The sequence below is a fragment of the Gardnerella sp. DNF01204 genome (assembly GCF_049244145.1).
In the GTDB taxonomy this organism is placed as follows: Bacteria; Actinomycetota; Actinomycetes; order Actinomycetales; family Bifidobacteriaceae; genus Bifidobacterium; species Bifidobacterium vaginale.
Genome location: NZ_CP058379.1, coordinates 673,727 through 699,288, shown reverse-complemented (window position 1 = coordinate 699,288; position 25,562 = coordinate 673,727). Strand labels below are relative to the sequence as shown.

Here is a 25,562-nt window from a genome sequence, read left to right as displayed (position 1 = left end):
TCAAAAGTGGCGTGTCGCAAATTTTTTGTCTGATATAATTGCGATTTTTCTTGCGTTATATAAATAAATGGTGTATATAGCGAATGCAATGTGACAAATAACAAAACCACAAATAACAAAACCACAAATAACAATCCCAGATATTCACTACAATCGTAAGCATGAGTGAACTTCTAAACATAGAAGCAAAAGATGTAAGCAAATGTCTAAAAAAGCCTAAGCCTTTTTACAATAAATACTCGCGTGGGGTTCTGGGATTAGTAACGGGTTCTAATGAGTATCCTGGAGCTGCAATATTAAGCGCGAGTGCTGCGTCACACGCAAATATTGGAATGGTTCGTTATGCCGGTCCTCTTCGCGCACAAAACTTAGTATTACAAACATCTCCAGAAGTAGTAGCCTCGGAACAATTGACTGGAAAAATCGACGCTATAACAGTTGGATCTGGAATACCAGATGCGGATCATTGCAATACTGAAGCTAGCGCAAATCAAAGAAAATACATTGCGAGCATTCTTGCGCAATATGCGAAAGAAAATAATAATTCGAAAGAACAATCAATAAGTCAAAAAGATAATCTTCCACCACTATGCGTAGATGCTGGAGCGTTAGATTTACTGCCAAAACAGGTTTGCACAAAAGTGGTTCTCACTCCACACGCAGGAGAATTAAGCTCACTTTTTACTAGATACGACTTGAATATAAGCGCACAACAAATATCTAGCAATCCAACACACTACGCTCAAAAAGCAGCCGATCTTACTGGAGCAACTGTGCTAGTTAAAGGCGCAACAACAGCAGTTGCATCACCATCAGAACTACACTCTCCCATTTATATTGCAAAATGCGCTCCATCTTGGCTCGCAACCGCAGGTTCAGGAGATGTACTGGCAGGAATTCTAGGAGCATTATTAGCGCAACGCGAAAGAAAAGAAAATAATAAAAATTGTGCAGAAAATTATGCAGAAAACTACGCGAATTACGCAGAAAACGAAAACTATGCTTTTATTGCAGCGAGCGCAGCTGTAATCCACGGAATTTCAGCATCATTAGCATCTAAAATCAACAGCGAAAACAATTACACTCAATTGGCGCAAGACATAGTGGAATCAAATGATGATTCAACTTCAGATCACCCAATTGTAGCAAGCGATATTATTAATGCGCTGCCTTACATTATTGGTCTTTTAATGAATCTTAATTAGTGAAAGAAGAAAAAATGAAAAACACAAATATCAACACAAATATCAACACAAATGAAAATGTAGAATCTGTTGAAATTCACGACGTAATGTTTGATTATTGTAAGGTCTTACTCGAGTGGAATTGCAGGAATTGTTTACAAAAACAGTTCCCGGATTTAGTAGACACGATTTGCCCTAATGGCACTTTTGGAAAAGACGATTTGGCTGGATTCTATGAGTTTGAAGACCGAATGGACGGCGGCGAACTATTAAAAGACCTTTTGCCAGAATATGAAAGGCGCTTTGGCAAGGAGCTTAGCAACGCTTTTCAATGGTATTGCACACACTATGACCAAGTTCTTACGCGAATGATGCCTGGAATAGTTGATTTATTGCACGATTTACGCAAAGCTGGCTACGGAGTTTGGGGATTGACTAACTGGTCTAAAGAAACTTTCCCACTCGCATTGCGTAAATTCCCAGAATTGAAAACGCTTTTACAAGGTACGGTTATTTCTGGCGTTGAAAAATTGCATAAGCCACAGCCTGAGATTTTTGAGCTTGCTATGAACAGATTTGGATTGAAACCGCAAACAACTGTTTTCTTCGACGATAAGCCAGTAAATATTAATGGCGCGCATAATGTTGGAATGCACGGGTTTGTTTTTACTACAGCACAAAAAGCTAGAGAGGATTTGGCATCGCTAGGCGTTAGATTATAAGCACTAAGCCAAAGTCGCAAGATTATAGGCGTTAGTTTATAGTTGTTATAGTTGTAATAGTTGGAAATAGTCAAGTATAAATCCCAAAATCGGAAGGCTCTTAATAATGACGCTGCTGCAATTAAAGTACATTGTGAAAATCGTAGAGTGTGGATCTATGAACGAAGCTTCGCATGAACTTTATGTTTCACAACCAGCGTTAAGCTCTTCCGTAAAAGAATTGGAACGAGAGCTTGGCATTGAGATTTTTACTAGATCTTCTCAAGGAATTGCATTAACTGTTGACGGAGCTGAGTTTTTAACATACGCACGACAAGTTTTAGACCAAGCAGATCTGCTTGAAGAGCGCTACAACAGCACTAAGCCTAGAAAACAGCTTTGCAGCGTTGCAACTCAGCACTACATGTTTGCTGTTGAGGCTTTTGTAGACATGATTCGCAGCATTGATTCTAACGAGTACGAGTTTTCACTAAGGGAGACTCGTACAAAAAATATTATTAATCAAGTGACTTCAATGCGCGCAGACCTTGGTTTGCTTTATCTTTCCGACTACAACAAAGACGTTATTGGAAAGATGCTTCGAGAAAAGCATCTTGAATTCCATCCACTTTTCCGCGCTAAATTGCATGTGTTTATTTCTAGAAACAATCCACTTGCGGGTCATAAAAAACTCACTTTGGATGATTTGCGACCATATCCGTTTATTCAGTATGAGCAGGGTGAGGATGGTAGCTTCTTCTTTACGGAGGAAGCGGTATGGCCTCAACATCCGCCTAAAAAGATTAATGTTACTGATCGCGCAACCATTTTGAACTTTATTATTGGTCTTAATGGTTTTACGATTTGCACTGGAATCGACAATGGCGACTTGAATAACGAGAAAATCGTGACCATTCCGCTGGATTGCGAAGAAACCATGCTTGTTGGGTGGATTAAGAATGAGCGCACGAATCTTTCCCCTGCAGCAATTGCGTATCTTTCTCAACTCGAATCTGTGTTAATTAAACACGGATATCAAGTAATAAATAGAGCTAAATAGTAGAACTGAGCAGCGTGATTAAGCAACATGACTGAACAGTGTAACTGAACAGCGTAACTGCGAGATTTTGGGAATTACACTATTCAGCACCGTTACATTATCCAACACTATTTTGTGTGTAACTCAAAAATAGTGTTTAATTTTGATGCTACGCTTATTCTTAAGTCAACCTATACACGAAAAATGTATTAACAAAATGCTGACTAATACCGAGGCATACCAGTAGATACAAAAAATGCGGTATATCATACCGCGAAACTGAACAATATTGTGGGTGATATAGGAATCGAACCTATGACCCCTTCCGTGTGAAGGAAGTGCGCTAGCCGCTGCGCCAATCACCCAAAATTTTTTTAATTATGCGTGAAAGGCAATCCTTTCGAGTGGGCGATACAAGGTTCGAACTTGTGACCCCTTCCGTGTCAGGGAAGTGCGCTACCACTGCGCCAACCGCCCAGGTTGTTTATTAAGCTAACCCGCTTAATCGAGGTGGGTACGAGAGTCGAACTCATCTATACGGCTTTGCAGGCCGCTGCCTAACCGCTTGGCTAACCCACCGTAAGGTCGAATAACTCACCGGACCTAGAGCGGACAACGGGACTCGAACCCGCGGTCTCAACCTTGGCAAGGTTGCGCTTTACCAACTAAGCTATGTCCGCAATGCTCTCACACTGACAACTGCCAGCGCCGAAGCACGAGTAACTACTATACCCGAAATATTCTCAAATGCAAGCTTTGCGTCTTTTGGCGTGTCGTTTGGTGGTGTTTGCGCGTGTTGGTTTGAGGTTTGTTAGTAAATAAGATTATATATGATACAGTGATGGAACAAATGGATTGGGAGTACTCGGTCGGCGAAAGCTCTAGGCGTTATGCCTAGAGCTTTTTGCTTTTTTTATTCTCGCGTAATCAATAAGGGGGTTATAGGCCCAAAAGTGCGTAAAGCTAGGCTGATGAATATTCTGTGTCTATAATCCACGATCTAAACACTGTTACTAACTCAGTCAACTGACTGAGAAAAAACGGTCATATGTTACTGGTGCAGTACATAAACTGCACCAGTAACAGCGTTTGACGATTTATTGTTAAATACTCAGCTAATACATGCCTCGAGCGCCAATGCGCATAAGAATACCCACATTCGATATATCATAAGCCCTACTGCTATAAGGCTTATGAGCTTATTTTTTACACAGTTTTGTCCAGGCGGCGAATGTGCAGAAAACAGATTCGATTACCGCAAAACCCTTGTATTGCAATGCGTGAGACATGATTTCTTACACACTTTTGGCCTATAATCCCAAAGGTGTATCTGTTAGTTGACTTATTTTGAATTAAATATCACTTTTCTGTAGTAAATAAATTATCAATACCAGATTTATCATTAAACATTATTTACTACATTTTGTTAAATTTAGATTCATGTGGTACTATATATGAGGGGGGCAGGGTATTTATACTACATAAATAGTAAGAACTTTTTCAAGGAGGGGGGGGGTGATTGTATGGGCAGAAATAGTATCAGAAATACGAAGCAAACTTCTAAGTCTGTTGCTTCTAAAGCTAGTAAAGTTTTGCATGATGGGAGATTTAGTAAAATTTCTAAGTCCGTTGCTGGAAGTGCTTTATCTCAAACTAAAAAAAGTTCTAAATAAGGCAATTTGCATAATTGATTAGCTAAGGGGAGCTAATTCTTATATGAGTTAGCTCCCTTAATGAGTTTTTAGTAATGGATTAAAAGAAAACCGAATGAAAGCCTTTAAGCGGGAACATAGGAAAGCCTACCTAGTGCACATTGCATGAAGTAAGTTTTCCTTGTTTTTGGTAATTACAGTGGTATTTGCCAAGCCACATTACTTTCAGACATTTTATCTAAAAGTTATTCGAATGGAGCTTGCTATATTCCAAACACTGAGCAATATATACACAAGCAATGCTTGAGGAAGCGTATGAGCTTGGTAAAACACAAAAAAATTATTATGTCTAGTGACGTAAATAAATAAGACATGAATTATATTATTATGAAGAAATTGCTTTTAGAATGCGCGTAAATACGTATTCATTGACAAATTTATCAAGTTCTCTAGCATTTTGTAAGTTACTTGAATGCGACAATAAAACTTCTAAGCATTTCTTTTCATCGATTCTTTTTCTATCATCATTATCTAAGCTATTTATCAATTTATTAAATGACTTTGATATTAGTTGATTTACAACTTCTTTTGTTAATGCTTTATATTCTATAAAAGCATCAAACCTACTGTATATGGCATCACCTAAGACTCGTTTAATTTGCCCCTCATTTATAAAATTCGAAGTACAGAAAATTATGCTATTTTTTAAATTTACTTGGTAATTCTTATCTTCAAATTTGCCTTCATCGAACATCTGATAAAATGCGCTGTAAAACATATTGTCGGGTTTATCAAACTCATCAAACAGAATAACATTGCTTTCTCTTTCCAAAAGGTCTCTTGAAAGGGAAGATGAGTTGTGACTTGCACCAAAAATATAATCAGCAAATGAATTAGTGTGAAACATTGAGAACTGTTTCCTAAATAAATGTTGGCCAAGTACTGATGACAACAATTTTGCTGTTTCTGTTTTTCCAACTCCTGCTGGTCCATACAACATTAATACTATAGGTTTTCCCTTATTATAGTTTTTGGCAAGCTGGTATAAATTCACAAGTAACTTCTTTTTTGCTGTTTCCTGTCCTAAAATTTCAGAAGTGAACTTGTTGGAAAATATCTTTAGCGTTTTAGTTTGAATATTTTCGTACGAACAGTTAACTCTATCTATTTTTTCGTAAACCTCTTCTAATTGACTTACGACGCTATATGGAGGATTTTGAAAGTATATATTTCCGATTGAAAACTCATCCAATAGTGTTATAAGACCATTTAGTCCGCTGTCAGATAGTAGAGCATATTCTTCTGTAGTTGCAATCACATTTTTAAAGCTTCGCTTTTTTCTGTTCTCCTTTATTTTATTAGTGTAATCCACATAGAAATTGTGTCTTTCGCGATCTGATATTCCCACTAATTTTGTAAGCGTTTTAGGCCTTATACCTTTGGGAAGAATTTCATCAAAAGCTTTGCGTGGGCCATAATAAATCTTAATTTTCATATGCTACTCCCGCAAAAAGAACATCATAAACATCAACACAATCAGTTGATTCTTTTGTATCGTTCTCACTCGCTAGCTCATATGCGTCAATTTTCTTTTCTTCCATTTGGAATTCATTATTAATATCCAACTTATTTATCGATGTCTTTCCAACCTTAACACCATGATAAGTAAGATTCATTTTAACTAAATCGGCTAGTGAATAGGTATTTCTAAAAGAAGCTAAATTAAAACGCAAAATAATTATATTATCATTGAAATTCAAAAGCATTTCATAGTAACCTTTACCTCTCGTTAATGCTTCATCCATCATTGGAATATTAAGTTTAAAATTACCAGCGTCGAGCTTTCCTTCAGTCATAGCCATGTATGGTGTTATTAATTTAAAATAAGATAACGAATTAGGATATGCATACACTAAGGAATTATTAAATTTTTGTATCTTGTCCTCACTGTACGCAAAATCTAAATAATCAGATAGTACATCATTAGTAAAAATTTGGTTTACTATTCTTTCAGCTTTACGATTAAGCTCTCCTTTAACTCCAATGTTTGCACGCAAACTAAATGGCCAAAATGGAAATTTAATATCTGCAGATGTTCCACCGTTTACCGATTCAGAATCATTGTTATTTGAAGCCTTCTTAATTTCACTAATCACTTTCCCCTTATTTCTGATACACAATAAGTCTGTAGCTGCTTCTTCATCGAAATAGATTACTTTTAAGAAGGACATATTATTGGCACCATTGCGTGCACGTTTTGCCATTATTAAAACCTTTCTTTGATCGGCACCCAGTTCTCGTCTGCCATATCTTCAGCAAATACCGTGTTGTTGATATAAAGTTCACCATCTTTATCTCGCACAAAACCCCAGTTAAGATTTTTAGCTTGAGCATACTGTTTAAAAGCGTTGAACTTATTCTCAATCTGCTTGTCAATATTCTTATCTTGTCCTCTAGATTCGCCGCCTTTGGTTTCAATTACCCAAATAGAACCATCTTTCTTTTTAACAATATAGTCTGCATAGAAGAGCCATTGATGTTGCAAACCATCGATGTAAACGATAGAGAAATATTGCTGACCGGTATCACCGTTTTTATAAACCCAATCAATATCATCTCGCGTTTCACAATACTTCTCAAACAGCATCTCAGACGTTGAACGTATAACACTTGTTGCATAACCTGAAGTGTATTCACGGTAAGCATTTGCAAGGTATTCTACTTCATTTTTGACACCCGGATCGTACTTAAAGAAATCCTGCTCAGGAATCTTGAAAGTAGATGTTTTAGGCGCAAGCTTCAGTTCTTGTTGTACAGACATTTTAGCTGTAACATCTCTAAATTCCTCTTTCAAAAGATGCTCATTGTTAACAACAAAAGCATAAAAGTCGGCTGTAGTAAGGTTAATGAGTTTTTGCTTATTATTACCACCTTTACGGAATAAGCGTTCCAGAATGACTTTTACTTTGACAGTTGACATGCCAATCGTGCTTTTAATCGCATCGACACTGTGCAAAAGTTCAATACCATGCTTATGCGTATCAACATGCTTTCTAGTCATATAGTATGTTGTAGATTCAGCTACGGAATCTGTTTTAATGAACTTACCGTATAAAGCAGAGCCGAGTATTTCATTACCAAAAACATAGCCGGCAGCTTCTAAACGTGTGAGGTTTGCTTTCTTATCATTTGTAAGTTTATATTTTTCAACAAGGAAAGCATAAATCTTTTGCAACACTTCACGCTCCCCTAAACCATTAAAATCAAGGTCACGGATTTGCTTTTCTAACGTGAATGTCTTGCACTTATCTTTAAGAAACAGACGTCTTGTTTCGTAGGCCTTATCCATTGAAGAAAGTAGTCCTGCCTTGTACTTTTCATCAAAAGTATAAACATAGCAAAAATCAAGCAAATCATCATCATAGTGCCTTGCTTCAGGCATACGACGAATACGTCCAATAGTTTGTATTTCAAAGGATTCACTCATGCCTTCACGAAGTTTTACGAGTATTTTCGCACGAGGACAATCCCAGCCAGTAGATATTGCTTGCTTCATAAGAAGGAACACAGGAATAGCATCATTCTCAGTTAGATCATCGGGTAAGTCTTTCTTATCTTCACTCATCCACTTGCTGACCATACCGTTTTTATACGTGTATCCCATAGACTCAAGCTTTGCTTCTACTGCTTCAATCGTTTCAGGCTTACCATTAGGGAACTGAATCAACACGAGTGGGCGTATTGTTTTACCAATTGATTTATACCTGCCAGATATCTCTTTACGCTTGCTATCAGCTAAATCAAGCAAAGTATCATAATCATCATCAATATTGATATTTTCCTTGAGACCCTCATTAACATAGAGAGCCTTTGTAATAAGACCTGCGTCAATAACATCAAGTTCATCAATTTCAAAAAACTCATAGCGCTTGTTTTCAACAGCCGTGGCACTGACACGAATAGTATGCTTGGCAGCAAAAGCATCAATAATTGTTCTAGCTTTTGCAGTGTTATTGGAGTGTTCCTCGTCGATAATAACAATAAACTCTATACCTGAACGATGGGCTTCCGCTATACGGTCGAATAGATTTTTACGTTCACTGTCACGAATAGCCGTGTTACCCTTCTTAGTAACCATCTCCCAGTTGATAAAAGTCGTTGAACTTTCAGGAAATCCACCTAAGAGTGCGTCAAATAAATTCTGTGTCTTTCTACCTGGAGAAAGTTTCTGCATCTTCTTACGACTTTGCTCTTCAAGGTCTCCTTTTCCTGGGCATAGCCAAATAAAAGCAGTTTTCTTATCAACATTACTTAAATATGTATCAACATAGTCAATAAGAATAATTGTTTTACCTGAACCAGTAGGAGCTTTCATAACTACCGTTTCTTTAGCATCCGACTTAGTAGTTAAATCTATTAAACGGATTACGGCTTTTTCTTGAAATTCAAATAAATTGATTGTAAGCCCTGGATTTACCATGTCTCACCAACCTCCTTCAGCTCATATTCGAAGTAGTAATCAGGAATAATATGAATCTCCGTGTTACTAAAAAGTGCATCCTGCTCAGACGTAAAGAGCACATTACGAGAAACATAAATTGCCTTTACGTCCTCATAATTCGACCAGTTCTTAGCAAGCTCGTCAGCTTGTTCATCACTCAAAACAATAAGATAGTGCTTGTTATCCAGCGTAATACCATTTTCAAGTTCTACCATCTCTTTGATGTGAGAAAGGAGTTCTTCACTCACATCATCTGCATCTTTAGCAATAAAGTCAGTCTTGAAATATTTGAGATTTGCAGGAATACCTTCTACATCCGCGTAGCCATGAATCACACGCTTAATACGCTCATACGTAACTTCTTCACAAATATTATTCTCATTATTCGTGCAGAGAATAAACTTACGATTCCCACCATCTTCCTTATTCAGCTCAAGAACAGCTTGCGCGGTAGTACCACTGCCTGCGAAGAAATCTATAACTGTGGAATTTTTATTGATACACAGTTTAGTGAGATATCTCACCAATGATACAGGTTTTGGATATGAAAATGGAATTCCTTCTCCCAAAATTTTCTTTAAAATAGAAGATCCATCTTCATTCGTACCAACTTGTTGGCCATTGCTTGTTTTTATAATTTGCCAAGGTGATAAATTAAAACCTTCTTTTGAATCGGAGTAAACTGCTCTAATTGCGCATCCAGAACTTTTAATTATATATTTTGTACCATTTTCAATCTGCCTATTAACTTCTTTTTGGCTCCACCTAGACTTAAACGACATTACAATTGGTTCAATATTTGAATATTCATAACTAACGTCGTTAATATCCAACTTTGAGTCTGACTTTTCAGCAACAATTCGAGTTTCTAGTTTATATTTTTTATTTGCAGAATCATTAATACAGGTTGGATTTTTAAAATACACGGTACCAGCTGGGAATGTTAAAGTTTGCTCATTATTTGATGCGTTATAAAGAGGAGCATCCAAAAATTCAGTTAACGTTTTTTCCACCAATAACGATTTTAACTTACCGTCTATTCCATATAATTTATTCGCATAGACCAAGATATAATCAACGTTGCAATAGCAATTTTTGGCCTGTTTACCTGTGTGATGTGTTTTTTCCCAAATAAATGACGTAATAAAATTATTGCTACCAAAAATATCATCGCATAGTAAATGTAGATTAGATTGTTCTCTATCATCAATAGAGATAAAGATAACGCCGTTATCAGAGAGTAATCTTTTTGCAATCTCAAGTCTCTCACTCATGAAGGAGAGCCACTTAGAGTGTGCATAACCATCCGTTTTATCTACAAATGCATCATCATAGATAAAGTCCTTGTTGCCCGTATTATAAGGTGGATCAATATAGATTACATCAATCTTTCCTGCATGTGTTTTCTCAAGTAACTTCAAGCTGTGAAGGTTGTCGCCTTCCATTAGGAAGTTATAAGAGTTTTCATCAGTTGCTTTAATTTCACGCTCTTTTACTTCAGTGAACACGGGAATATTGTCTTGCATCATACGGTCGACTTCTTCTTCGTGTTTTTCCCATACAAGACCATATTTTTTCGAGTTGAGCTCATTCTCAATCTCATCAAGAGCAATAAGAGTTTCATCATCGTCTTTATGCTCTTCTTTAACTTTATTTAAGAATGCCAGCATACGCTCGCGCTTCTGTTGCGATAAATTAGCCACTATATCCTCCTACACCGTGATTCAATTCTATCGTTTAGTGTGCAATTAAAGTCAAAACAGGTGTTTTATACTTTTTTCAACGAGATATGTTTTCATGTATGTATCGTTTTAATGATTTCGTAAAGAATATTAATCATTTTTATTAATGGTTTTTATTGTAAGTATCTTTTCTTCACACTAGAAAATCTTCACTAGCAGACTTATATGATCCAAGATGTATGCCTCCAGATTTGCGCAAAGCTCACGAAGAACTAGATAAAATAGTAGACATTGCTTTTGGTGCTACAAATCTTTGTTCTAATAACGACGAGCGACTAGAAATTCTCTTCAAATCCTATATTCGCATGACTAAAGAATGAATTTAATATAAATAAACTCGTAAAACCCAAAAATCCCGATGGTTTTACACACCGGGATTTTCGTTATTTAGAATATTTTCGTTATTTAGAACTCAACATCAAGACTCAAAATCAAATCTCAACATCAAGACTCAACATCAAACTTTATACCGCGGAAAATAAACTCCCCCAGCAAACCTTCGCCTTCTGCATCAACTTCAACGCGTTCACCATCTGTTAAGTCGCCAAGCAAAATCTTCTCACTTATGGCATCCTCAATATCGCGCTGAATAACTCTTCGCAACGGTCTTGCTCCAAGAAGAGGATCAAAGCCCTTTTGCGCAAGAAGATTCTTAGCTGCATCTGTAAGCTCCAAAGTCATATGACGTTCAAACAGACGGTCATTCAAACGCTTAACGTCCAAATCAACAATCTGACGAACCTCTGGCTCAGTAAGCTGACGGAATACAATCGTATCATCCAAACGGTTTAGGAATTCCGGACGGAACTGACGCTTTAATTCCGAATTAACCTGATCCTTCATTCTCTGGTAAGATGCATCCGCATTATTGCCAAGACTAAAACCAGTATTCGCTGACTTAGCAATATCACGAGTACCAAGATTTGTAGTCAAGATAATAATCGTGTTCTTAAAATCAACTTTTCTTCCTTGGCCATCTGTTAAATGACCGTCGTCTAACACTTGCAAAAGCGTGTTGAAAATATCTGGATGTGCCTTTTCAATTTCGTCAAAAAGCACCACCGAGAATGGCTTTCTACGAACCTTCTCTGTAAGCTCGCCACCCTCCTCGTAGCCAACATATCCTGGAGGAGCACCGAAAAGACGAGAAGCCGCATACTTTTCCGCAAACTCCGACATATCAACACGAATCAAAGCATCATCATCGTCGAACAGGAATTGAGCTAAGGTTTTCGCAAGCTCTGTCTTACCAACTCCTGTAGGACCAGCGAAAATAAACGATCCAGAAGGACGCTTTGGATCTTTCAATCCTACTCGCGCACGACGAATAGAACGAGAAAGTGCAGAAACAGCCTCATCTTGACCAATAATACGCTTATGAAGCTCCGCTTCCATACCGAGCAACTTTTTGGATTCCGCTTGAGTTAGCTTAACAACAGGAATACCAGTTGTATTAGAAACAACAGATGCAATAACATCCTCGTCTACAACCATATTCACATTAGACTCGCCCTCACGCCAAGCCTGCTCTTTATTCTTACGTTCTTCCTCAAGCTTTTCCTGCTCATCTCGCAAGTCGGCAGCCTTCTCAAAGTCCTGATTCTTAATAGCTTCATCTTTCTTTTCTGAAAGTTTAGAAATCTTAGAATCAAGTTCCTTAAGCTCTGGTGGCTCTGTCAATCGCTTAATACGTAGGCGAGCTCCAGCTTCATCAATAAGATCAATCGCCTTATCTGGCAAATTCCTATCTTGAATATAGCGAGCAGACATTTCTGCTGCAGACTGCAAAGCAGCATCCGTAATAGTTACGTGATGATGATTCTCGTAGCGTGCACGCAAACCTTTTAGGATCTCAATTGTCTCTGCAATAGAAGGCTCTTGAACTTGAATAGGCTGGAATCTTCGTTCCAAAGCCGCATCCTTTTCAATATACTTTCTATACTCATCGGTAGTTGTAGCACCAATCGTCTGTAGCTCACCACGCGCAAGCATAGGTTTAAGCATGTCAGAAGCACCCAAAGCACCATCTGCAGACCCAGCACCAACAATAGTATGAATCTCATCAATAAATAGAACTATATCTCCACGAGTCTTAATTTCTTTAAGCACCTTCTTTAAGCGCTCTTCAAAATCGCCACGATAACGAGATCCAGCAACCATCGAACCCAAGTCAAGAGAATAAACCTGCTTGCCCTTTAACGTTTCTGGCACATCTCCAGCAACAATCTTCTGTGCAAGACCTTCCACAACAGCTGTTTTACCAACACCAGGTTCACCTATAAGAACAGGATTATTCTTAGTTCTGCGAGAAAGCACAACCATAACGCGCTCAATCTCTTTTGAACGACCAATAACAGGATCAAGCTTCCCTTGCTCAGCTTCTGTAGTAAGATTCCTTCCGAACTGATCTAGCAGCGCAGAACCAGACTGATTCCTCTTATCCTGCACTCCTCCAGCATTAGCCAAATCACCCTTCTGACCGTCTTCTGGTAATCCAGAATTTCCTCGAATCAAATCCATTGCAGTGCTACGAAGGTCTCCTAAATCGACCTCCATCTTAATAAGCACCTGCGTTCCAACACCTTCGCCTTCTCTAATAAGACCTAAGAGAATATGCTCGGTACCAATATAGCTGTGCCCCAATTGCAATGCTTCACGCAAACTAAGCTCAAGCACTTGTTTAGCATGCGGAGTAAAAGGTATGTGTCCACTAGGCGAGACAGTACCAGTGCCAATCATTTCTTTTATTTGTTTACGAGTATTGTCTAATTCTACGCCTTTGGCGTTTAAAGCTTTTGCTGCTATTCCTTCGCCTTCTCTAATAAGACCTAAGAGAATATGCTCGGTACCAATATAGTTATGCTGAAGAGAGCGCGCTTCTTCCTGAGCTAGCACAATCACACGCCGAGCGCGGTCAGTGAACCGTTCAAACATAATTGCCTTCCGTTCTTATCCTTCGTTCTATGGTAACGAGTTGCCATGACTCTAACACTATTTTTAGTGTTACTCATTGGTTAATGACGACTTATTTAAATCTTCAGAATTGTCTGCAGAATTCGAGTCATCTGCAGAATTCGAGTCATCTGCAGAATCCGAGTCATCGCCAGATTCTGCATAATCTGCGCTATCTGCATCATCCGAAACATCACTCTTATCAACATCATCAGAATTATCAGTGCTATCTGCAAAATCTTCTGATTCAATATCTTCATTAGATTTATTATCTTTATTATTACTTCTATCAATTGAATCAATTTCTGCAGAATCGCTATTTTCGCTATTTTCACTGAACTCGTCAGACTCGTCTTCAATTATCAACCTGCGATGTTTTTTACGATTTTCCTTACTATCTTCAATCGCTTCTTCGATAAGCTCTACATCTGCTCTCTCGTCTCTAGGGGCTTGAGGAGCTATCTCAATATGATAATCGTCATAAGCTGGAGCCGATTGAATCCAAAGTTGTGATGGCTCTGGTGGCTCTATTTCGGAATGCTCTCCACACCCGTGATCTAATGCCACCACTCTCCCATCGTCTGGGCTCCACATATTTGCGCAAACTCCAAACATGTTTCCTAAGCTGCCAGCTAACGGAATCATAAATCCGCAGGATGAACACGCTTTACCATCCGCAATTTTAGTAGAAAGCGATTTAGGACCATGTTGTCCCGAATACCATCGCTTCGCCGTTTGAGCTATTGCCTCAGCAGTCATAACCCTCTTACGAGTTAATCTAAAAGTCTCAACTGCTTCTTCAAAATCTTCTTGAGATTCTTTAGATTCATTATCTTCTTTAGATTCATTATTTTGCTCTGTTTCGCCATCCTGTTCGGTTGCTGGCGACTTTTCCGATTCAGAGCATTCAGTTTCTACAGAATCTTCAGAAACATTTGCTTTAGATTTTTTATAATCTAAATCTTCTGAATTAACTCCAGATTCAAGCCTTTCATCATCTTCGGCTGTACCAATAGAGTCCATAACCGAAAGATCCGTTGGTTTAAGTCTATCTTTCCAAGGAATCCAAGGTGGAGGTAGTAAAGAATCCTCAGTTGGGGCAAGAGTTGACTCATTAACTGTCCAACGATCAACATCAGCATCGTGGTACAGCGTTACTGACCACTGCCAACCTTCATACCCAGGCATATTGCAAACAAATCTAAAATCGGTAACATCACTACCAAGATCTGTAGCACTTACGAAATCTCCAACAGCGTTTTCACGCTCTGAAGTTTCCACAGCAATACTATATGCAAGCTCCTGAGGATTAATTACTTCATCTGCCATAAAAAATCCTGTTAAATATCAGTCCTGCACGTCAAAATTGTCTGCTACAGCACGCAACAAATGCGCAAGTTTCTTACTCTCAGCAGTAGACGGATAATGACGACGTCGTAAACCATTGCCTGCAGAATCTAAAAGCTTAATAAGGTCTTCTACTATTGCAGCCATATCTTCAGCTTTTGGTCTTGTGGCTTTTACTAGCGAAGGCGCAGAAGCCACAACAGTGAGACCCATTGCCTGTGGCCCTTTACGACCTTCAACAACAGAGAATTCAACACGCGTACCTTTACGCAGCTCTTTCACTGATTCTGGCAGCGCAGAAGATGGTAAGAATACATCTTTGCCATCCTCATCGCATATAAAGCCATATCCTTTTTTAGAATCGTACCAACGAACACGCCCGTTGGGCATAACACACCTCACTCGAATTCATTAAATTCTATGCGAATCATCATACTCTACTATAATCCACATAACATTCACTCGGCTCACGCTTTATCAATTGTAGCGCATGAATCCCGAACAATCTAAAACAAAAACTATAAGCAATAAATTATCCGAAAAAACATGTCAAAACAAGCAAAATTATAAATAAAATAATTAATAATTTAAACTATTATCGATTTTTACAATATTATTATCGGTAACCATGCTAGAAGTATCTGTATTCTTAACCTTCTTATTATTCTCATCGTCAAATATCACATTCGGCAACACAACCGTAAGAGTTAAACCATGAGGCTTAGATTCAGATGATTCGCTTCCTACCATTGTATCATCAATAAGCTGATCACTGCTGGTCCTAGATGCACAAGACGTAGTAGCGCATATAAAACCACGATGAGCTTTAACAACAGACTGAGCAATAGACATACCTAAGCCAGTACCACCCTTTTCTCTAGCGCGAGATGGATCTGCAATATAGAATCGCTCAAATATGTGAGATAAAGATTCTTCAGGTACGCCAGGTCCATGATCTACCACGCGAATAACCACAAATGAGCTGCCTGTTCCAGTAGATTGGCTCACTTCCGCAGCTTCTAAAAAGTCTTTCAATGAACGAGATACAGATCCCATTTTTTGAAGAGCTTCAGGAGTAATAGAAGCCTTTAGAACACCCATACCTATCTCTACTGGAGAATCGCTTGGAGTATATCGATGAATGTTTCCAACAATATTTGTAAGAACTTGTCGCAATCTAGCTCCGTCACCCTTTAAAGTGACTTTAGGTAACTCACCTGGAGTAAAAATAAACTTTCTATCAAGACTGCAATTTGTTGGCTTAGAGCAATTCATCAACTTCCAGTCATCAGCTAAATGCAAAGTGCCTTGCTGAATAACTCGAACTGGATCCAACGCTCTCAAATCATTTGCCGCATCAGAAAGAATAGGAGTTACTTTAACTGTCTGAGAAACATTTATTCCTCTACCCTCGTCAAATCGCGCCAGCGAAAGCAAATCTTCTACAAGTTCCGTCATTCTTTCACTAGAAGCCTTAATATGAGCAATAGAATCATCAGCTTTTTCTTGCTGACCAGGCACACCTCTCCACATGTAGTACAATTCAGCGTATCCATGAATAGCAGCTAATGGAGTACGGAGTTCATGACTTGCATCAGAAACAAATTGTTTCATTTTCTCAGTCATTGCTTCCTGGTCGTTAAATCCTTGCTCAATCTTAGAAAGCATAGAGTTCAACGAAGCAGCTAAAGATCCAACCTCCGTGTTTTCTGGGGCGGAAGGCACTCGCCTACTTAAATCTCCAGAAGCAATCTTCGACGCAGTTTTTTCTATTCTCTTTAGTGGAACAAGAGTAGATTGAATAATAAGAGCAGCTAAAACAGCACCAAGAAGAATAACTGTTATACTAACCATCACGCAATAACGTGTAAGCGTATTAACAGTATCTAATTGGTCACTTAAAGAAAGAGCTATATAAACATACCCTCTAACATGCATTTCGGAATTATATCCGCTTCGCTGACCCCATGTAAGAACAAGAACTCGCCAAGGAGATTCCGCAGCTTTTGCAGTTGTTTCATCAATACTTTTTACATCTCCATGCACTCGCGCTGGAGCAGTAAAAGGTCTACGTCTTACAACAACATTATTAATTTCGCCATCTTCTGGAAGATTCGGCATAGAAACAACATCACCTTTAAGTTTTGGAATCAAAGGTGTAGTAATAATCTTGTTATTAGTGTCTCTAATCTGCAAGAAATAATCATTAGGACCTGCAGTCTGTTCTCCAGAATCCTTACTACGAAGCAAATCTATATTGTCGTAAATAAGCTGAGCCTGATCTGTAAGCTGAGCATCGGTTTTATCCAACAGATAACTGCCAACTAATTGCCTAATAGAAAGAGAAATGCATAATGCAGCAATTGTAAGAACAACCAAAGTACACGCCACTAAACGAGTACTCAACGGTATAGCATCAATATGCCTCCGCAACCATTTGGACTTAGATTTATTCTTGTTTTTTTTAGGATTATCACCAGAATAAGTCACTAATTCGGCTTTAACATTTCGATCAGCACTAACTTCGGACTGATTTAATCCGCTGTTATCAGAACCAGATGTTTTGGAACCATTATTGTAAAGCGAACCATCCACAGATTTGCTCTCACGCATAATCAGGCTTGACCTGCTTTCGGAACGCGAATCATATAGCCAATACCACGCTTCGTTTCAATAAGAGGAACAACCTTCTTTAAGCTTCCATCCTCATTTTTAATTTCAATACCATCAATCTTTTTACGAAGATAAGAAATATAGGATTCTACGATTGCCGCATCTCCACCCCAATCATATTGCCAAACATGATTGAGAATCTGACTCTTAGACAATACTCTACCTTCATTGTCCATCAAATAATGAAGCAGTTTATACTCCGTAGGACTTAATTCAATTGGAACACCAGATCTGGAAACATCATGCGAATCCTCATTAATTTCCAAATCAGCAACGCGCACAACAGGAGTATCTTCATCTGGATCTTGAGTTCTACGCAATATTGCACGAATTCTCGCAACTACTTCTTCTAGACTAAAAGGCTTTGTAACATAATCGTCGCCACCAACAGTAAGACCCATAATCTTATCCTGAGTGTCGTCTCTAGCAGTAAGGAATAACACAGGAACAGCAACACCATTCTGGCGAATTCGCCTTGTAACCGTAAATCCGTCTATATCTGGGAGCATAACGTCCATAACAATAAGATCTGGATGTACACGCTCAATAACATCAATAGCTTCTGATCCAGAAGCTGCTGTTTCTACATCAAATCCTGCAAAGTGTAGCGATGCTACCAAAAGCTCACGAATTGAAGGTTCGTCATCGACCACAACAATAGATGCTTCTACATTCTTACCCATACTGATTAGCATCACTTATAAAACTGAATGTTTCCTGAGTGTTTCCTGAAAAAAATCGATTTATTTACGCGCCGCATGGCGTCTCTTAGCTCTTCTCAACCCTAGTGATACTTGTTTTAGAATATAGTTTCTTCTCCACAAAATAAGTGCAACAAGAACAAACAAAGCAACAATAATAACAACCATAACGATTGTTGAAACTACACTTGTTCTGGAAGTTACAGAAGTTTTCTTAGACCGAGCAATCTGCTTCATAAGCATGATTGCAGATTGAGACCAATCAGCACCTTGAGAACTAATAAGAGGACGATACGCCGCATCAGAAAGCAAATCCACGGTTGTTTTTCTTTTAAGCCATTCATCAGAATTAGATGAAACTGCTACTACAAGCTTTCCATCATGAGTAGCAACAGCAAGAAGAACAGTATTACGATCTGGATTAGTGCTTGTAAGTAAATCACTAGCCCATTTTGACGGATTTTTATTTCCAGTAAAATTAGATAAATAAAGTAATTTAACCGATACACCTGTTTGTTTTTTGGTTATTGAAATCATATCTGAAACTTTTGTAACAGAATCTCCAAGAAGATTTTCTGTATCCGTAATAGAATCTGTTGCAACAATACCCAAATTCTTAGTGCTTTTATTCTGAGAATCCGCTTTTGATAATCCATCATTAGCAAAAGCTGTTGTTGGAAACAAAACACTTTCGCTCAAAAATACAATAATTACAAAAGCAGATAAGCCTTTAACCACATTGATAAAAAAATCTTTTATAAACTTTCTCGACGGCATATATTCATAATACCGTGTTTTTAGATTACAAGAAACAAGCGCAAAATAGAGCAATTTAGGCAAAACAAAAGTTAAAAAAATTATAAATTTGATTTATACAAATTAATTTATACAAAAGATAAGTTTGCACGGCAAAAACTAAATGAATAACTATAAGAAAATTAACTACACTAAATGAGGAGAAAAAATGACACAATTTAGAGTTGATTCAGAACAAATTCAGCAATCTGCTGCAGCAGTTGCATCTTCGATTAATGCGATTCGAGACGCCACAAATGGAATGTACGCAAATCTCCAACAATTGCAAAGTGTATGGACTGGTCCTGCAGCTACACAATTTGCATCAACAGCTTGGCAATGGCGTGCAGCACACCAGCAAATGGAACAATCATTGCAATCCATTCAACTCGCTATGCAAAATGCTTCTAACATTTACATGGATACAGAAGCGCAAGCTACATCTTTGTTTTCAATGGGATAAACAAAATAATTAAACAATAGAATAAATAAAAAACGTGAGCGGTGACTTGTATTTTATAACAACTCACCGCTCACATATAACAACTAGCTAAAAGCTAAGCAATACGTCTAACTTTTATTTAGTAGCCCATCTCTGCGCCAGCCTGTGGTGCAGCAGCTGGCTTCTCAGGCTTATTAGCAACCACAGCTTCTGTAGTTAAGAACAAGCCAGCGATAGAAGCAGCATTCTGTAGAGCAGAACGAGTTACCTTAACTGGGTCGGTAACGCCTGCAGCCAACAAATCTTCATAAGCATTAGTTGCAGCATTGAAGCCTTCGCCTTCTGGAAGCTCACGGACCTTGTTAAGCACAACGTCTCCAGAAACGCCGGAATTCTGAGCAATCTGCTTGATTGGAGCTTCTACAGCACGGAACACAATTGCAGCACCCGTGGCTTCTTCTCCACTAAGAGCAACAATATCAGCAGACTTCTCAACCTTAGCGGCAGCCTGAACCAAAGCTACACCACCGCCTGGAAGCAAACCCTCCTCGATAGCAGCCTTAGCATTACGAACTGCATCTTCAATGCGATGCTTACGTTCCTTAGCCTCAACTTCCGTAGCAGCACCAACCTTAATAACAGCAACGCCGCCAGCGAGCTTAGCAAGACGTTCCTGAAGCTTTTCGCGATCGTAATCGGAATCAGTGTTCTCAATTTCGGCGCGAATCTGAGCAACACGAGCCTCAACATCTTCCTTAGAGCCAGCGCCAGAAACGATAGTTGTTTCATCCTTAGAAACAATAACCTTTGCAGCATGACCAAACACAGAAGCGTCGATAGAATCAAGCTTCAAACCAAGGTCGTCAGAAACAACCTGAGCACCAGTCAAAATAGCCATATCCTGAAGCATTGCCTTACGGCGATCGCCAAATCCTGGAGCCTTTACTGCAACAGTATTGAAAGTACCGCGAATCTTGTTAAGAACAAGAGTTGGTAATGCTTCGCCATCAACATCTTCAGCAATAATGAGCAATGGCTTACCAGACTTCATAACAAGTTCAGCAACATGAACAATGTCTTGCTGGCTAGAAACCTTGCCAGAAGTGAGCAAAATGTATGGGTCTTCAAGAACAGCAGTCTGATCTTCTGCATTAGTGACGAAGTAAGGGGAAATATAACCCTTATCAAAACGCATACCTTCAGTGAAGTCCAAATCAAGACCAAACTTGTTGTTGTCTTCAACGGTAACAACACCGTCCTGACCAACCTTATCCAAAGCTTCAGCAATCTTTTCGCCAACTTCAGGATCTGCTGCAGAAATAGTTGCAGTAGCTGCAATCTGATCCTTTGTTTCAACATCCTTAGCAGATGCGAGAAGTTCCTTAACAATTGCTTCTGAAGCCTTTTCAATTCCGCGACGAAGAGCAATCGGGTTGCTACCAGCAACAACATTCTTTAAGCCTTCGTGCACCAGAGATTGAGCCAACACGGTAGCGGTTGTAGTGCCGTCACCTGCAACGTCGTCAGTCTTCTTAGCAACTTCCTTTACCAATTCGGCGCCAATACGCTCGTATGGATCTTCAAGATCGATCTCCTTAGCGATTGAAACGCCATCATTAGTGATGGTTGGGGCGCCGTAAGACTTATCAAGAACAACGTTACGACCCTTTGGACCAAGAGTCACCTTTACTGTATTTGCAAGCTTATCAAGACCAGCAAGCATACCCTGACGGGCATCTTCTTCATAGGCAATAATCTTTGCCATTATTCCTCCACATAACTTAACTATGGAACACTCACTCAAACCGTCGAAATCTAACCAACCGTCAGCTGTTGATTAAACCTGCAACATTAGAGTGCTAAATGAAGATTAGCACTCTAAGTGCCCGAGTGCCAACTATATTCAAAAATATATAGAAAAAATCTATAAGCAAAATCAAAAATAGCCAAGCAAAAAGCCACTCTAGATGACTTTCTACTCGACTATTTAAGAAATTATTTATTATTGAAATTTATTGCAAAATGAGTAAATCGCAATTTACTTGCACAAAACAACAACTATTGTGGTAGTTATTTCACTAGTTGCCTCAACATTGCTAATACCCAAAGTTTTAGCAATGTCTTGTGCAGCAGCACGATTTTCATCTCCCTTGTACCAAACAACAGAATCCGAAGGAACATTACCTTTAGGATTTGCAGCTTCTACATTTGCATAACCAGCTTGCTTAAGCTTTCCAGCTTCTTGAGCTGCATGACCCTGAATTTTAGTTGCATTAACAACTTTTACTTGAACTGTCTTGTTAATATCTGCTGTCGAAGAGTCATTGTTAGCATTAGAGTCTTTAGAAGAATTCTTATCTTCTTTATCTTGCTTTTTATCTGACTTATTTGTTTCTTCTGGGTCCTTATCCTCGTCTGAATCATCGCCATCAGCTTTGTCAGATTTACTCTTGCTCTCATCAATTTTGCCATTTTTATTGCCATTAGAAGACTTGGAAATTGCTGAATTATTTGCACTCCAAGGCATACGAATATTGTTGATTTCTCCAGACATAACCGCCCATGCCAGAAGACCCAACACAACAGCAACAACTAGCACAACAACATATGGGAACAATACAGCATACCACGCGCGATTTCCACGATGTACTCCAACAGGACCTTCTGGTGGATTATCGAAATCATCAGTCGTGAATGACACGTTCTGGCTATTGTTCGCCATAATTGTATCCCTTCCAAAAAATCATTAAAACAGTATGGAATACATACTAGCGAATGCCTCGCACAAAACATAAGATAAATGGAAATATAAAAAATTATTATTATTTGCTGCACATATTTGTCATTTATGTTTTAAAGTTATTAACCATGGAGATTAAACAGCGAAAGTCTTTACACGATTTAATAGACCCAGATTGGGCAGACGCTCTTGAACCAGTAGAACCACAAGTTCACAAAATGGGAGACTTTTTAAGAGATGAACTATCTAACGGGAGGCGATTCCTGCCAGAAAGTCACAATATTCTCAGAGCTTTTACAATACCTTTTAAAGAAATAAAGGTTCTTATTGTTGGTCAAGACCCATATCCTACTCCAGGTCATCCTGTAGGGCTTAGTTTCTGCGTTGCTCCAAACGTTAAACCATTACCTAAAAGTCTTATTAATATTTATAAAGAATTAGTTAGTGATTTAAATGTACCAATGCCAAAGAATGGTGACTTAACACCGTGGACTCAAAAAGGCGTTATGCTACTAAACAGGTGCCTTAGCGTTGAAGTAGGTAGACCTAATAGTCATCAGGGAAAGGGCTGGGAAGAAATTACCGATGCAGCTATTACCGCATTGAATAACCGTGTAGATAATAACGGCAAGCATATTCCTCTGGTTGCAATTTTGTGGGGAAGAAATGCTCAAAGTCTTGCTCCCCTTCTTACAAACGCAATCATTATTCAATCCCCTCACCCAAGTCCTCTTTCTGCCTCTAGAGGATTCTTTGGTTCTCGTCCATTTTCAAGAGCAAACCAGGCTTTAATATCGTTAGGATCAACACCAATAGATTGGACTCTCCCTAGCGAATAGTAAAGATTATTTAAAGTAGTAAAATCATCTAAAGTAGTAAACATCAGTTAGAATGAAACGCATGGCATTATTCCCTCCACAACCAAGCAAACAAAACGATAACGCTAATACTGGCGTATTTAATCTTCCTCCACAACCACGTGCAGTTACACCTAACAATACAATGGTCAGCAATACAATAGCTAATAAAATTGTTGACTCTATAAATCAACCAGTATCTGCTGGTGTTTCTAATGAAGATATTAAACGAGCTCAACAGATCGCTGATATTCTTCGTTCTAGGTTTGCACAAACACTTGTTGGACAAGATTCTCTCAGAGAATCACTTATTTTAACTCTTGCTGCTGGAGGACATATTCTTATTGAGTCCGTTCCTGGATTGGCTAAAACCACAGCGGCTCAGACTCTTGCTACAGCAATGTCTGGAAGTTTCAAAAGAGTGCAATGCACTCCTGATTTAATGCCAGCAGATTTGGTTGGAACACAAGTTTTTGACTTCGCTTCTCAAAGATTCACAACACAAATTGGACCTATTCACGCTAACGTAATTCTTCTAGATGAAATTAATCGTTCTAACGCAAAAACACAATCCGCTATGCTTGAAGCAATGGCAGAAGGCGCCACAACTATTGGTGGAGAACGCATTAATCTTCCTCAGCCTTTTATGGTTATCGCTACACAAAACCCTATTGAAGAAGAAGGAACTTTTAATCTTCCAGAAGCACAAATGGATCGCTTTATGATTAAAGCAATTATGTCGTATCCTTCCTTCAACGAAGAAGTTAGTATGCTGAAGCTTTTAACCAATAGAGGCAGCGACGTTTTCAATCCAGAATCTTTAAATAATCAAAAGATTAGCCTTCAGGATGTCACTTTCTTAAGATCGGCAACTCGCAGAGTACATGTTTCGGAGGCAGTTATGAAGTATGCAGTAGATATTGTTGCAACTTCTAGAGGAGAAGGTAGTCACCCTCTTAAAACTATTTCTTCTCTAGTTAGAATGGGCGCAAGCCCTAGAGCTTCTATCGCGTTAATCCGTATCGGTCAGGCACAGGCTCTTCTTGCTGGAAGAGATTACGTAATACCGGAAGACGTTAAAAAGTTTGCTCATGATGTTCTTAGACACAGGATTCTTCTTACTTTTGAAGCTTTAGCTGATTCTATTACAAGTGATCAGATTATTGACGCAATAGTGAAAACGGTTCCTGCACCATGATCTTTGCAAATCCGTTTTTTACAAGAATGTTAAAATCTTTTACAAAATCTGATTTTGTGGTACAAGATACTAAAAGAAGCTTATTAGTTTCAAATTCTGCTAAAAAGATTAGGCGAAAGATTGAAGAATTAGATAATCGTCTGAATTTACCCGTAGCCAAAAAATCGTTGGGCATTTTTGAAGGAGAGCATCCGTCCAATCATAATTTTGGAAATGGTGATTTAGTTGACATTCACTCATGGCAGCCGGGTGATGAAGCTAGAATGATGAACTGGAAAGCTAGCGCTAGACTTGGCGAGCCAATGGTTTCTTCTAGAGAAAGAAACTGTTCTTCTAAGACTTGGATTCTTGTAGATTCTAGCGCGAACATGAATGCTTCATGTTCTTGTAATGGACTTAACGAGTATTTGTACGAGGCAGCTTCTAATTCAGCGTGTTTCTTTGCGTCTTTAAGTATAAAACGTAACGATTCATTAAACTGCGTTTTATTTGACGGTAACGATATTATAAAGATTCCTTCATCTAGGAATCTTCCTGATTTTGAACGTAATTTGGATAAAAATATATATAAAACACGTAAAAAACTTAGAGATACAAATACGATCATAAATTTTGCTAATTCAATTAATCAATCACGCGGATTAATAGTAATTATCACGGATGAATATGCAATTTCGTCAAAACATTTTGATGATTTGCAAAAAATTTCAAGACTACACTCATTGATCGTGGTAACAATATGTCCAATTAATCCATTTAATTCATATAAAGTTACGCCAATAATTGACGGTACAACAATGCGAGAAATTCCAGCATTCTTAAAAGATGATTCTTGCGCTAAAGAAGTTAATACACATAGAGCTTTTGTCAATAACGCATTGCACGAAATTCTAAATAACACAGGATCATCGCTTATACGCGGTTCTTCTAGTGAACAAATATTCCATTCTTCGACGAAATTTATATCGAAAGCTACCTTACAGAGTATGTTTTCTGGCGCTAAAAGCAATAAAGATTTACGCTTGAGTTAGTGGGGTA

At 38.5% G+C, this 25,562-nt stretch carries 20 protein-coding genes, 4 tRNA genes and 1 pseudogene; 9 read left to right on the top strand and 16 right to left on the bottom strand.

Translation table 11 applies throughout. The features are described 5' to 3' along the window. The first annotated feature begins 161 nt into the window (after positions 1–161). The 3 genes from HXT46_RS02660 (at position 162) to HXT46_RS02650 (ending at position 2,945) form a co-directional block, all read left to right on the top strand. The gene (locus HXT46_RS02660; RefSeq protein ID WP_421786262.1) at positions 162–1,205 is read left to right on the top strand and encodes an ADP-dependent NAD(P)H-hydrate dehydratase; all 1,044 of its coding nucleotides are present in this window, start codon (positions 162–164) and stop codon (positions 1,203–1,205) included. Positions 1,206–1,219: 14 nt separating this feature from the next. After that, on the top strand, positions 1,220–1,906 hold the full coding sequence (locus HXT46_RS02655; protein WP_421786261.1) for an HAD family hydrolase: 687 nt from the start codon (positions 1,220–1,222) through the stop codon (positions 1,904–1,906). A gap of 106 nt (positions 1,907–2,012) precedes the next feature. After that, complete coding sequence (locus tag HXT46_RS02650) at positions 2,013–2,945, top strand: LysR family transcriptional regulator (RefSeq protein ID WP_004111907.1); 933 nt, start codon at positions 2,013–2,015, stop codon at positions 2,943–2,945. A gap of 271 nt (positions 2,946–3,216) precedes the next feature. Here the strand turns inward: HXT46_RS02650 and HXT46_RS02645 are convergent. From HXT46_RS02645 to HXT46_RS02630, 4 genes are all read right to left on the bottom strand, one after another. Next, positions 3,217–3,289: transfer RNA gene (locus HXT46_RS02645), tRNA-Val, on the bottom strand. A gap of 40 nt (positions 3,290–3,329) precedes the next feature. Next, positions 3,330–3,401 (bottom strand) — tRNA-Val (locus HXT46_RS02640). Between the two features lie 31 nt (positions 3,402–3,432). Next, positions 3,433–3,503, bottom strand: a tRNA-Cys gene (locus HXT46_RS02635). 28 nt (positions 3,504–3,531) lie between these two features. Beyond that, positions 3,532–3,604 (bottom strand) — tRNA-Gly (locus tag HXT46_RS02630). A gap of 843 nt (positions 3,605–4,447) precedes the next feature. Here HXT46_RS02630 and HXT46_RS02625 point away from each other — a divergent pair. Next, on the top strand, positions 4,448–4,597 hold the full coding sequence (locus HXT46_RS02625) for a hypothetical protein (RefSeq protein WP_248898711.1): 150 nt from the start codon (positions 4,448–4,450) through the stop codon (positions 4,595–4,597). Positions 4,598–4,961: 364 nt separating this feature from the next. On the opposite strand, the gene HXT46_RS02620 is transcribed toward HXT46_RS02625, so the two are convergent. Genes HXT46_RS02620 through HXT46_RS02605 form a run of 4 tightly spaced genes read right to left on the bottom strand, consistent with a single transcriptional unit; the run spans position 4,962 to position 10,780 of the window. Continuing rightward, positions 4,962–6,071, bottom strand: a complete 1,110-nt coding sequence (locus HXT46_RS02620) for an AAA family ATPase (RefSeq protein WP_248898710.1) — start codon at positions 6,069–6,071, stop codon at positions 4,962–4,964. After that, complete coding sequence (locus HXT46_RS02615) at positions 6,061–6,840, bottom strand: DUF6414 family protein (protein WP_248898709.1); 780 nt, start codon at positions 6,838–6,840, stop codon at positions 6,061–6,063. The genes HXT46_RS02620 and HXT46_RS02615 overlap by 11 nt, the downstream gene beginning before the upstream one ends. A 2-nt stretch (positions 6,841–6,842) precedes the next feature. Beyond that, positions 6,843–9,056, bottom strand: coding sequence for a DEAD/DEAH box helicase (locus tag HXT46_RS02610; protein ID WP_248898708.1), 2,214 nt, complete (start codon positions 9,054–9,056; stop codon positions 6,843–6,845). Continuing rightward, positions 9,050–10,780 (bottom strand): site-specific DNA-methyltransferase, encoded by a 1,731-nt coding sequence (locus HXT46_RS02605; RefSeq protein ID WP_248898707.1) that lies wholly within the window; start codon positions 10,778–10,780, stop codon positions 9,050–9,052. The genes HXT46_RS02610 and HXT46_RS02605 overlap by 7 nt, the downstream gene beginning before the upstream one ends. A 188-nt stretch (positions 10,781–10,968) precedes the next feature. On the opposite strand from HXT46_RS02605, the pseudogene HXT46_RS02600 reads away from it, so the two are divergent. Continuing rightward, a pseudogene (locus HXT46_RS02600) lies at positions 10,969–11,139 on the top strand (type IIL restriction-modification enzyme MmeI); the annotation flags it as partial. 124 nt (positions 11,140–11,263) lie between these two features. Here the strand turns inward: HXT46_RS02600 and HXT46_RS02595 are convergent. The 6 genes from HXT46_RS02595 to HXT46_RS02570 all read right to left on the bottom strand — a co-directional run bounded on the left by HXT46_RS02595 (position 11,264) and on the right by HXT46_RS02570 (position 19,269). Then, the gene (locus tag HXT46_RS02595; protein WP_004112655.1) at positions 11,264–13,753 is read right to left on the bottom strand and encodes an ATP-dependent Clp protease ATP-binding subunit; all 2,490 of its coding nucleotides are present in this window, start codon (positions 13,751–13,753) and stop codon (positions 11,264–11,266) included. A gap of 69 nt (positions 13,754–13,822) precedes the next feature. Beyond that, positions 13,823–15,100 (bottom strand): DUF3027 domain-containing protein, encoded by a 1,278-nt coding sequence (locus HXT46_RS02590; protein WP_101890177.1) that lies wholly within the window; start codon positions 15,098–15,100, stop codon positions 13,823–13,825. Positions 15,101–15,118: 18 nt separating this feature from the next. Then, positions 15,119–15,508, bottom strand: a complete 390-nt coding sequence (locus HXT46_RS02585) for a cold-shock protein (protein WP_004112652.1) — start codon at positions 15,506–15,508, stop codon at positions 15,119–15,121. Positions 15,509–15,697: 189 nt separating this feature from the next. Beyond that, a complete protein-coding gene (locus tag HXT46_RS02580) occupies positions 15,698–17,731 on the bottom strand; it encodes a sensor histidine kinase (RefSeq protein ID WP_101890176.1) in 2,034 nt (677 codons plus the stop codon). Positions 17,732–17,733: 2 nt separating this feature from the next. Then, the gene (locus HXT46_RS02575; protein ID WP_004112649.1) at positions 17,734–18,474 is read right to left on the bottom strand and encodes a response regulator transcription factor; all 741 of its coding nucleotides are present in this window, start codon (positions 18,472–18,474) and stop codon (positions 17,734–17,736) included. 60 nt (positions 18,475–18,534) lie between these two features. After that, a complete protein-coding gene (locus HXT46_RS02570; RefSeq protein WP_004112647.1) occupies positions 18,535–19,269 on the bottom strand; it encodes a hypothetical protein in 735 nt (244 codons plus the stop codon). Between the two features lie 187 nt (positions 19,270–19,456). Here HXT46_RS02570 and HXT46_RS02565 point away from each other — a divergent pair, with 187 nt between their 5' ends. Then, positions 19,457–19,750, top strand: a complete 294-nt coding sequence (locus HXT46_RS02565; protein WP_004112646.1) for a WXG100 family type VII secretion target — start codon at positions 19,457–19,459, stop codon at positions 19,748–19,750. 118 nt (positions 19,751–19,868) lie between these two features. On the opposite strand, the gene groL is transcribed toward HXT46_RS02565, so the two are convergent. Both groL and HXT46_RS02555 read right to left on the bottom strand, forming a co-directional pair. Further along, positions 19,869–21,494 (bottom strand): chaperonin GroEL, encoded by a 1,626-nt coding sequence (gene groL, locus HXT46_RS02560; RefSeq protein ID WP_004112644.1) that lies wholly within the window; start codon positions 21,492–21,494, stop codon positions 19,869–19,871. 273 nt (positions 21,495–21,767) lie between these two features. After that, positions 21,768–22,451, bottom strand: coding sequence for a LytR C-terminal domain-containing protein (locus HXT46_RS02555; protein WP_004115367.1), 684 nt, complete (start codon positions 22,449–22,451; stop codon positions 21,768–21,770). A gap of 146 nt (positions 22,452–22,597) precedes the next feature. Between HXT46_RS02555 and HXT46_RS02550 the strand changes: the two genes are divergently transcribed. From HXT46_RS02550 to HXT46_RS02540, 3 genes are all read left to right on the top strand, one after another. Next, positions 22,598–23,308 (top strand): uracil-DNA glycosylase, encoded by a 711-nt coding sequence (locus HXT46_RS02550; protein ID WP_004118032.1) that lies wholly within the window; start codon positions 22,598–22,600, stop codon positions 23,306–23,308. Between the two features lie 61 nt (positions 23,309–23,369). Beyond that, the gene (locus tag HXT46_RS02545; RefSeq protein ID WP_014554647.1) at positions 23,370–24,524 is read left to right on the top strand and encodes an AAA family ATPase; all 1,155 of its coding nucleotides are present in this window, start codon (positions 23,370–23,372) and stop codon (positions 24,522–24,524) included. Beyond that, positions 24,521–25,555, top strand: a complete 1,035-nt coding sequence (locus tag HXT46_RS02540) for a DUF58 domain-containing protein (RefSeq protein WP_004115385.1) — start codon at positions 24,521–24,523, stop codon at positions 25,553–25,555. Before HXT46_RS02545 ends, HXT46_RS02540 begins: the two co-directional genes overlap by 4 nt. Positions 25,556–25,562 lie beyond the last annotated feature (7 nt).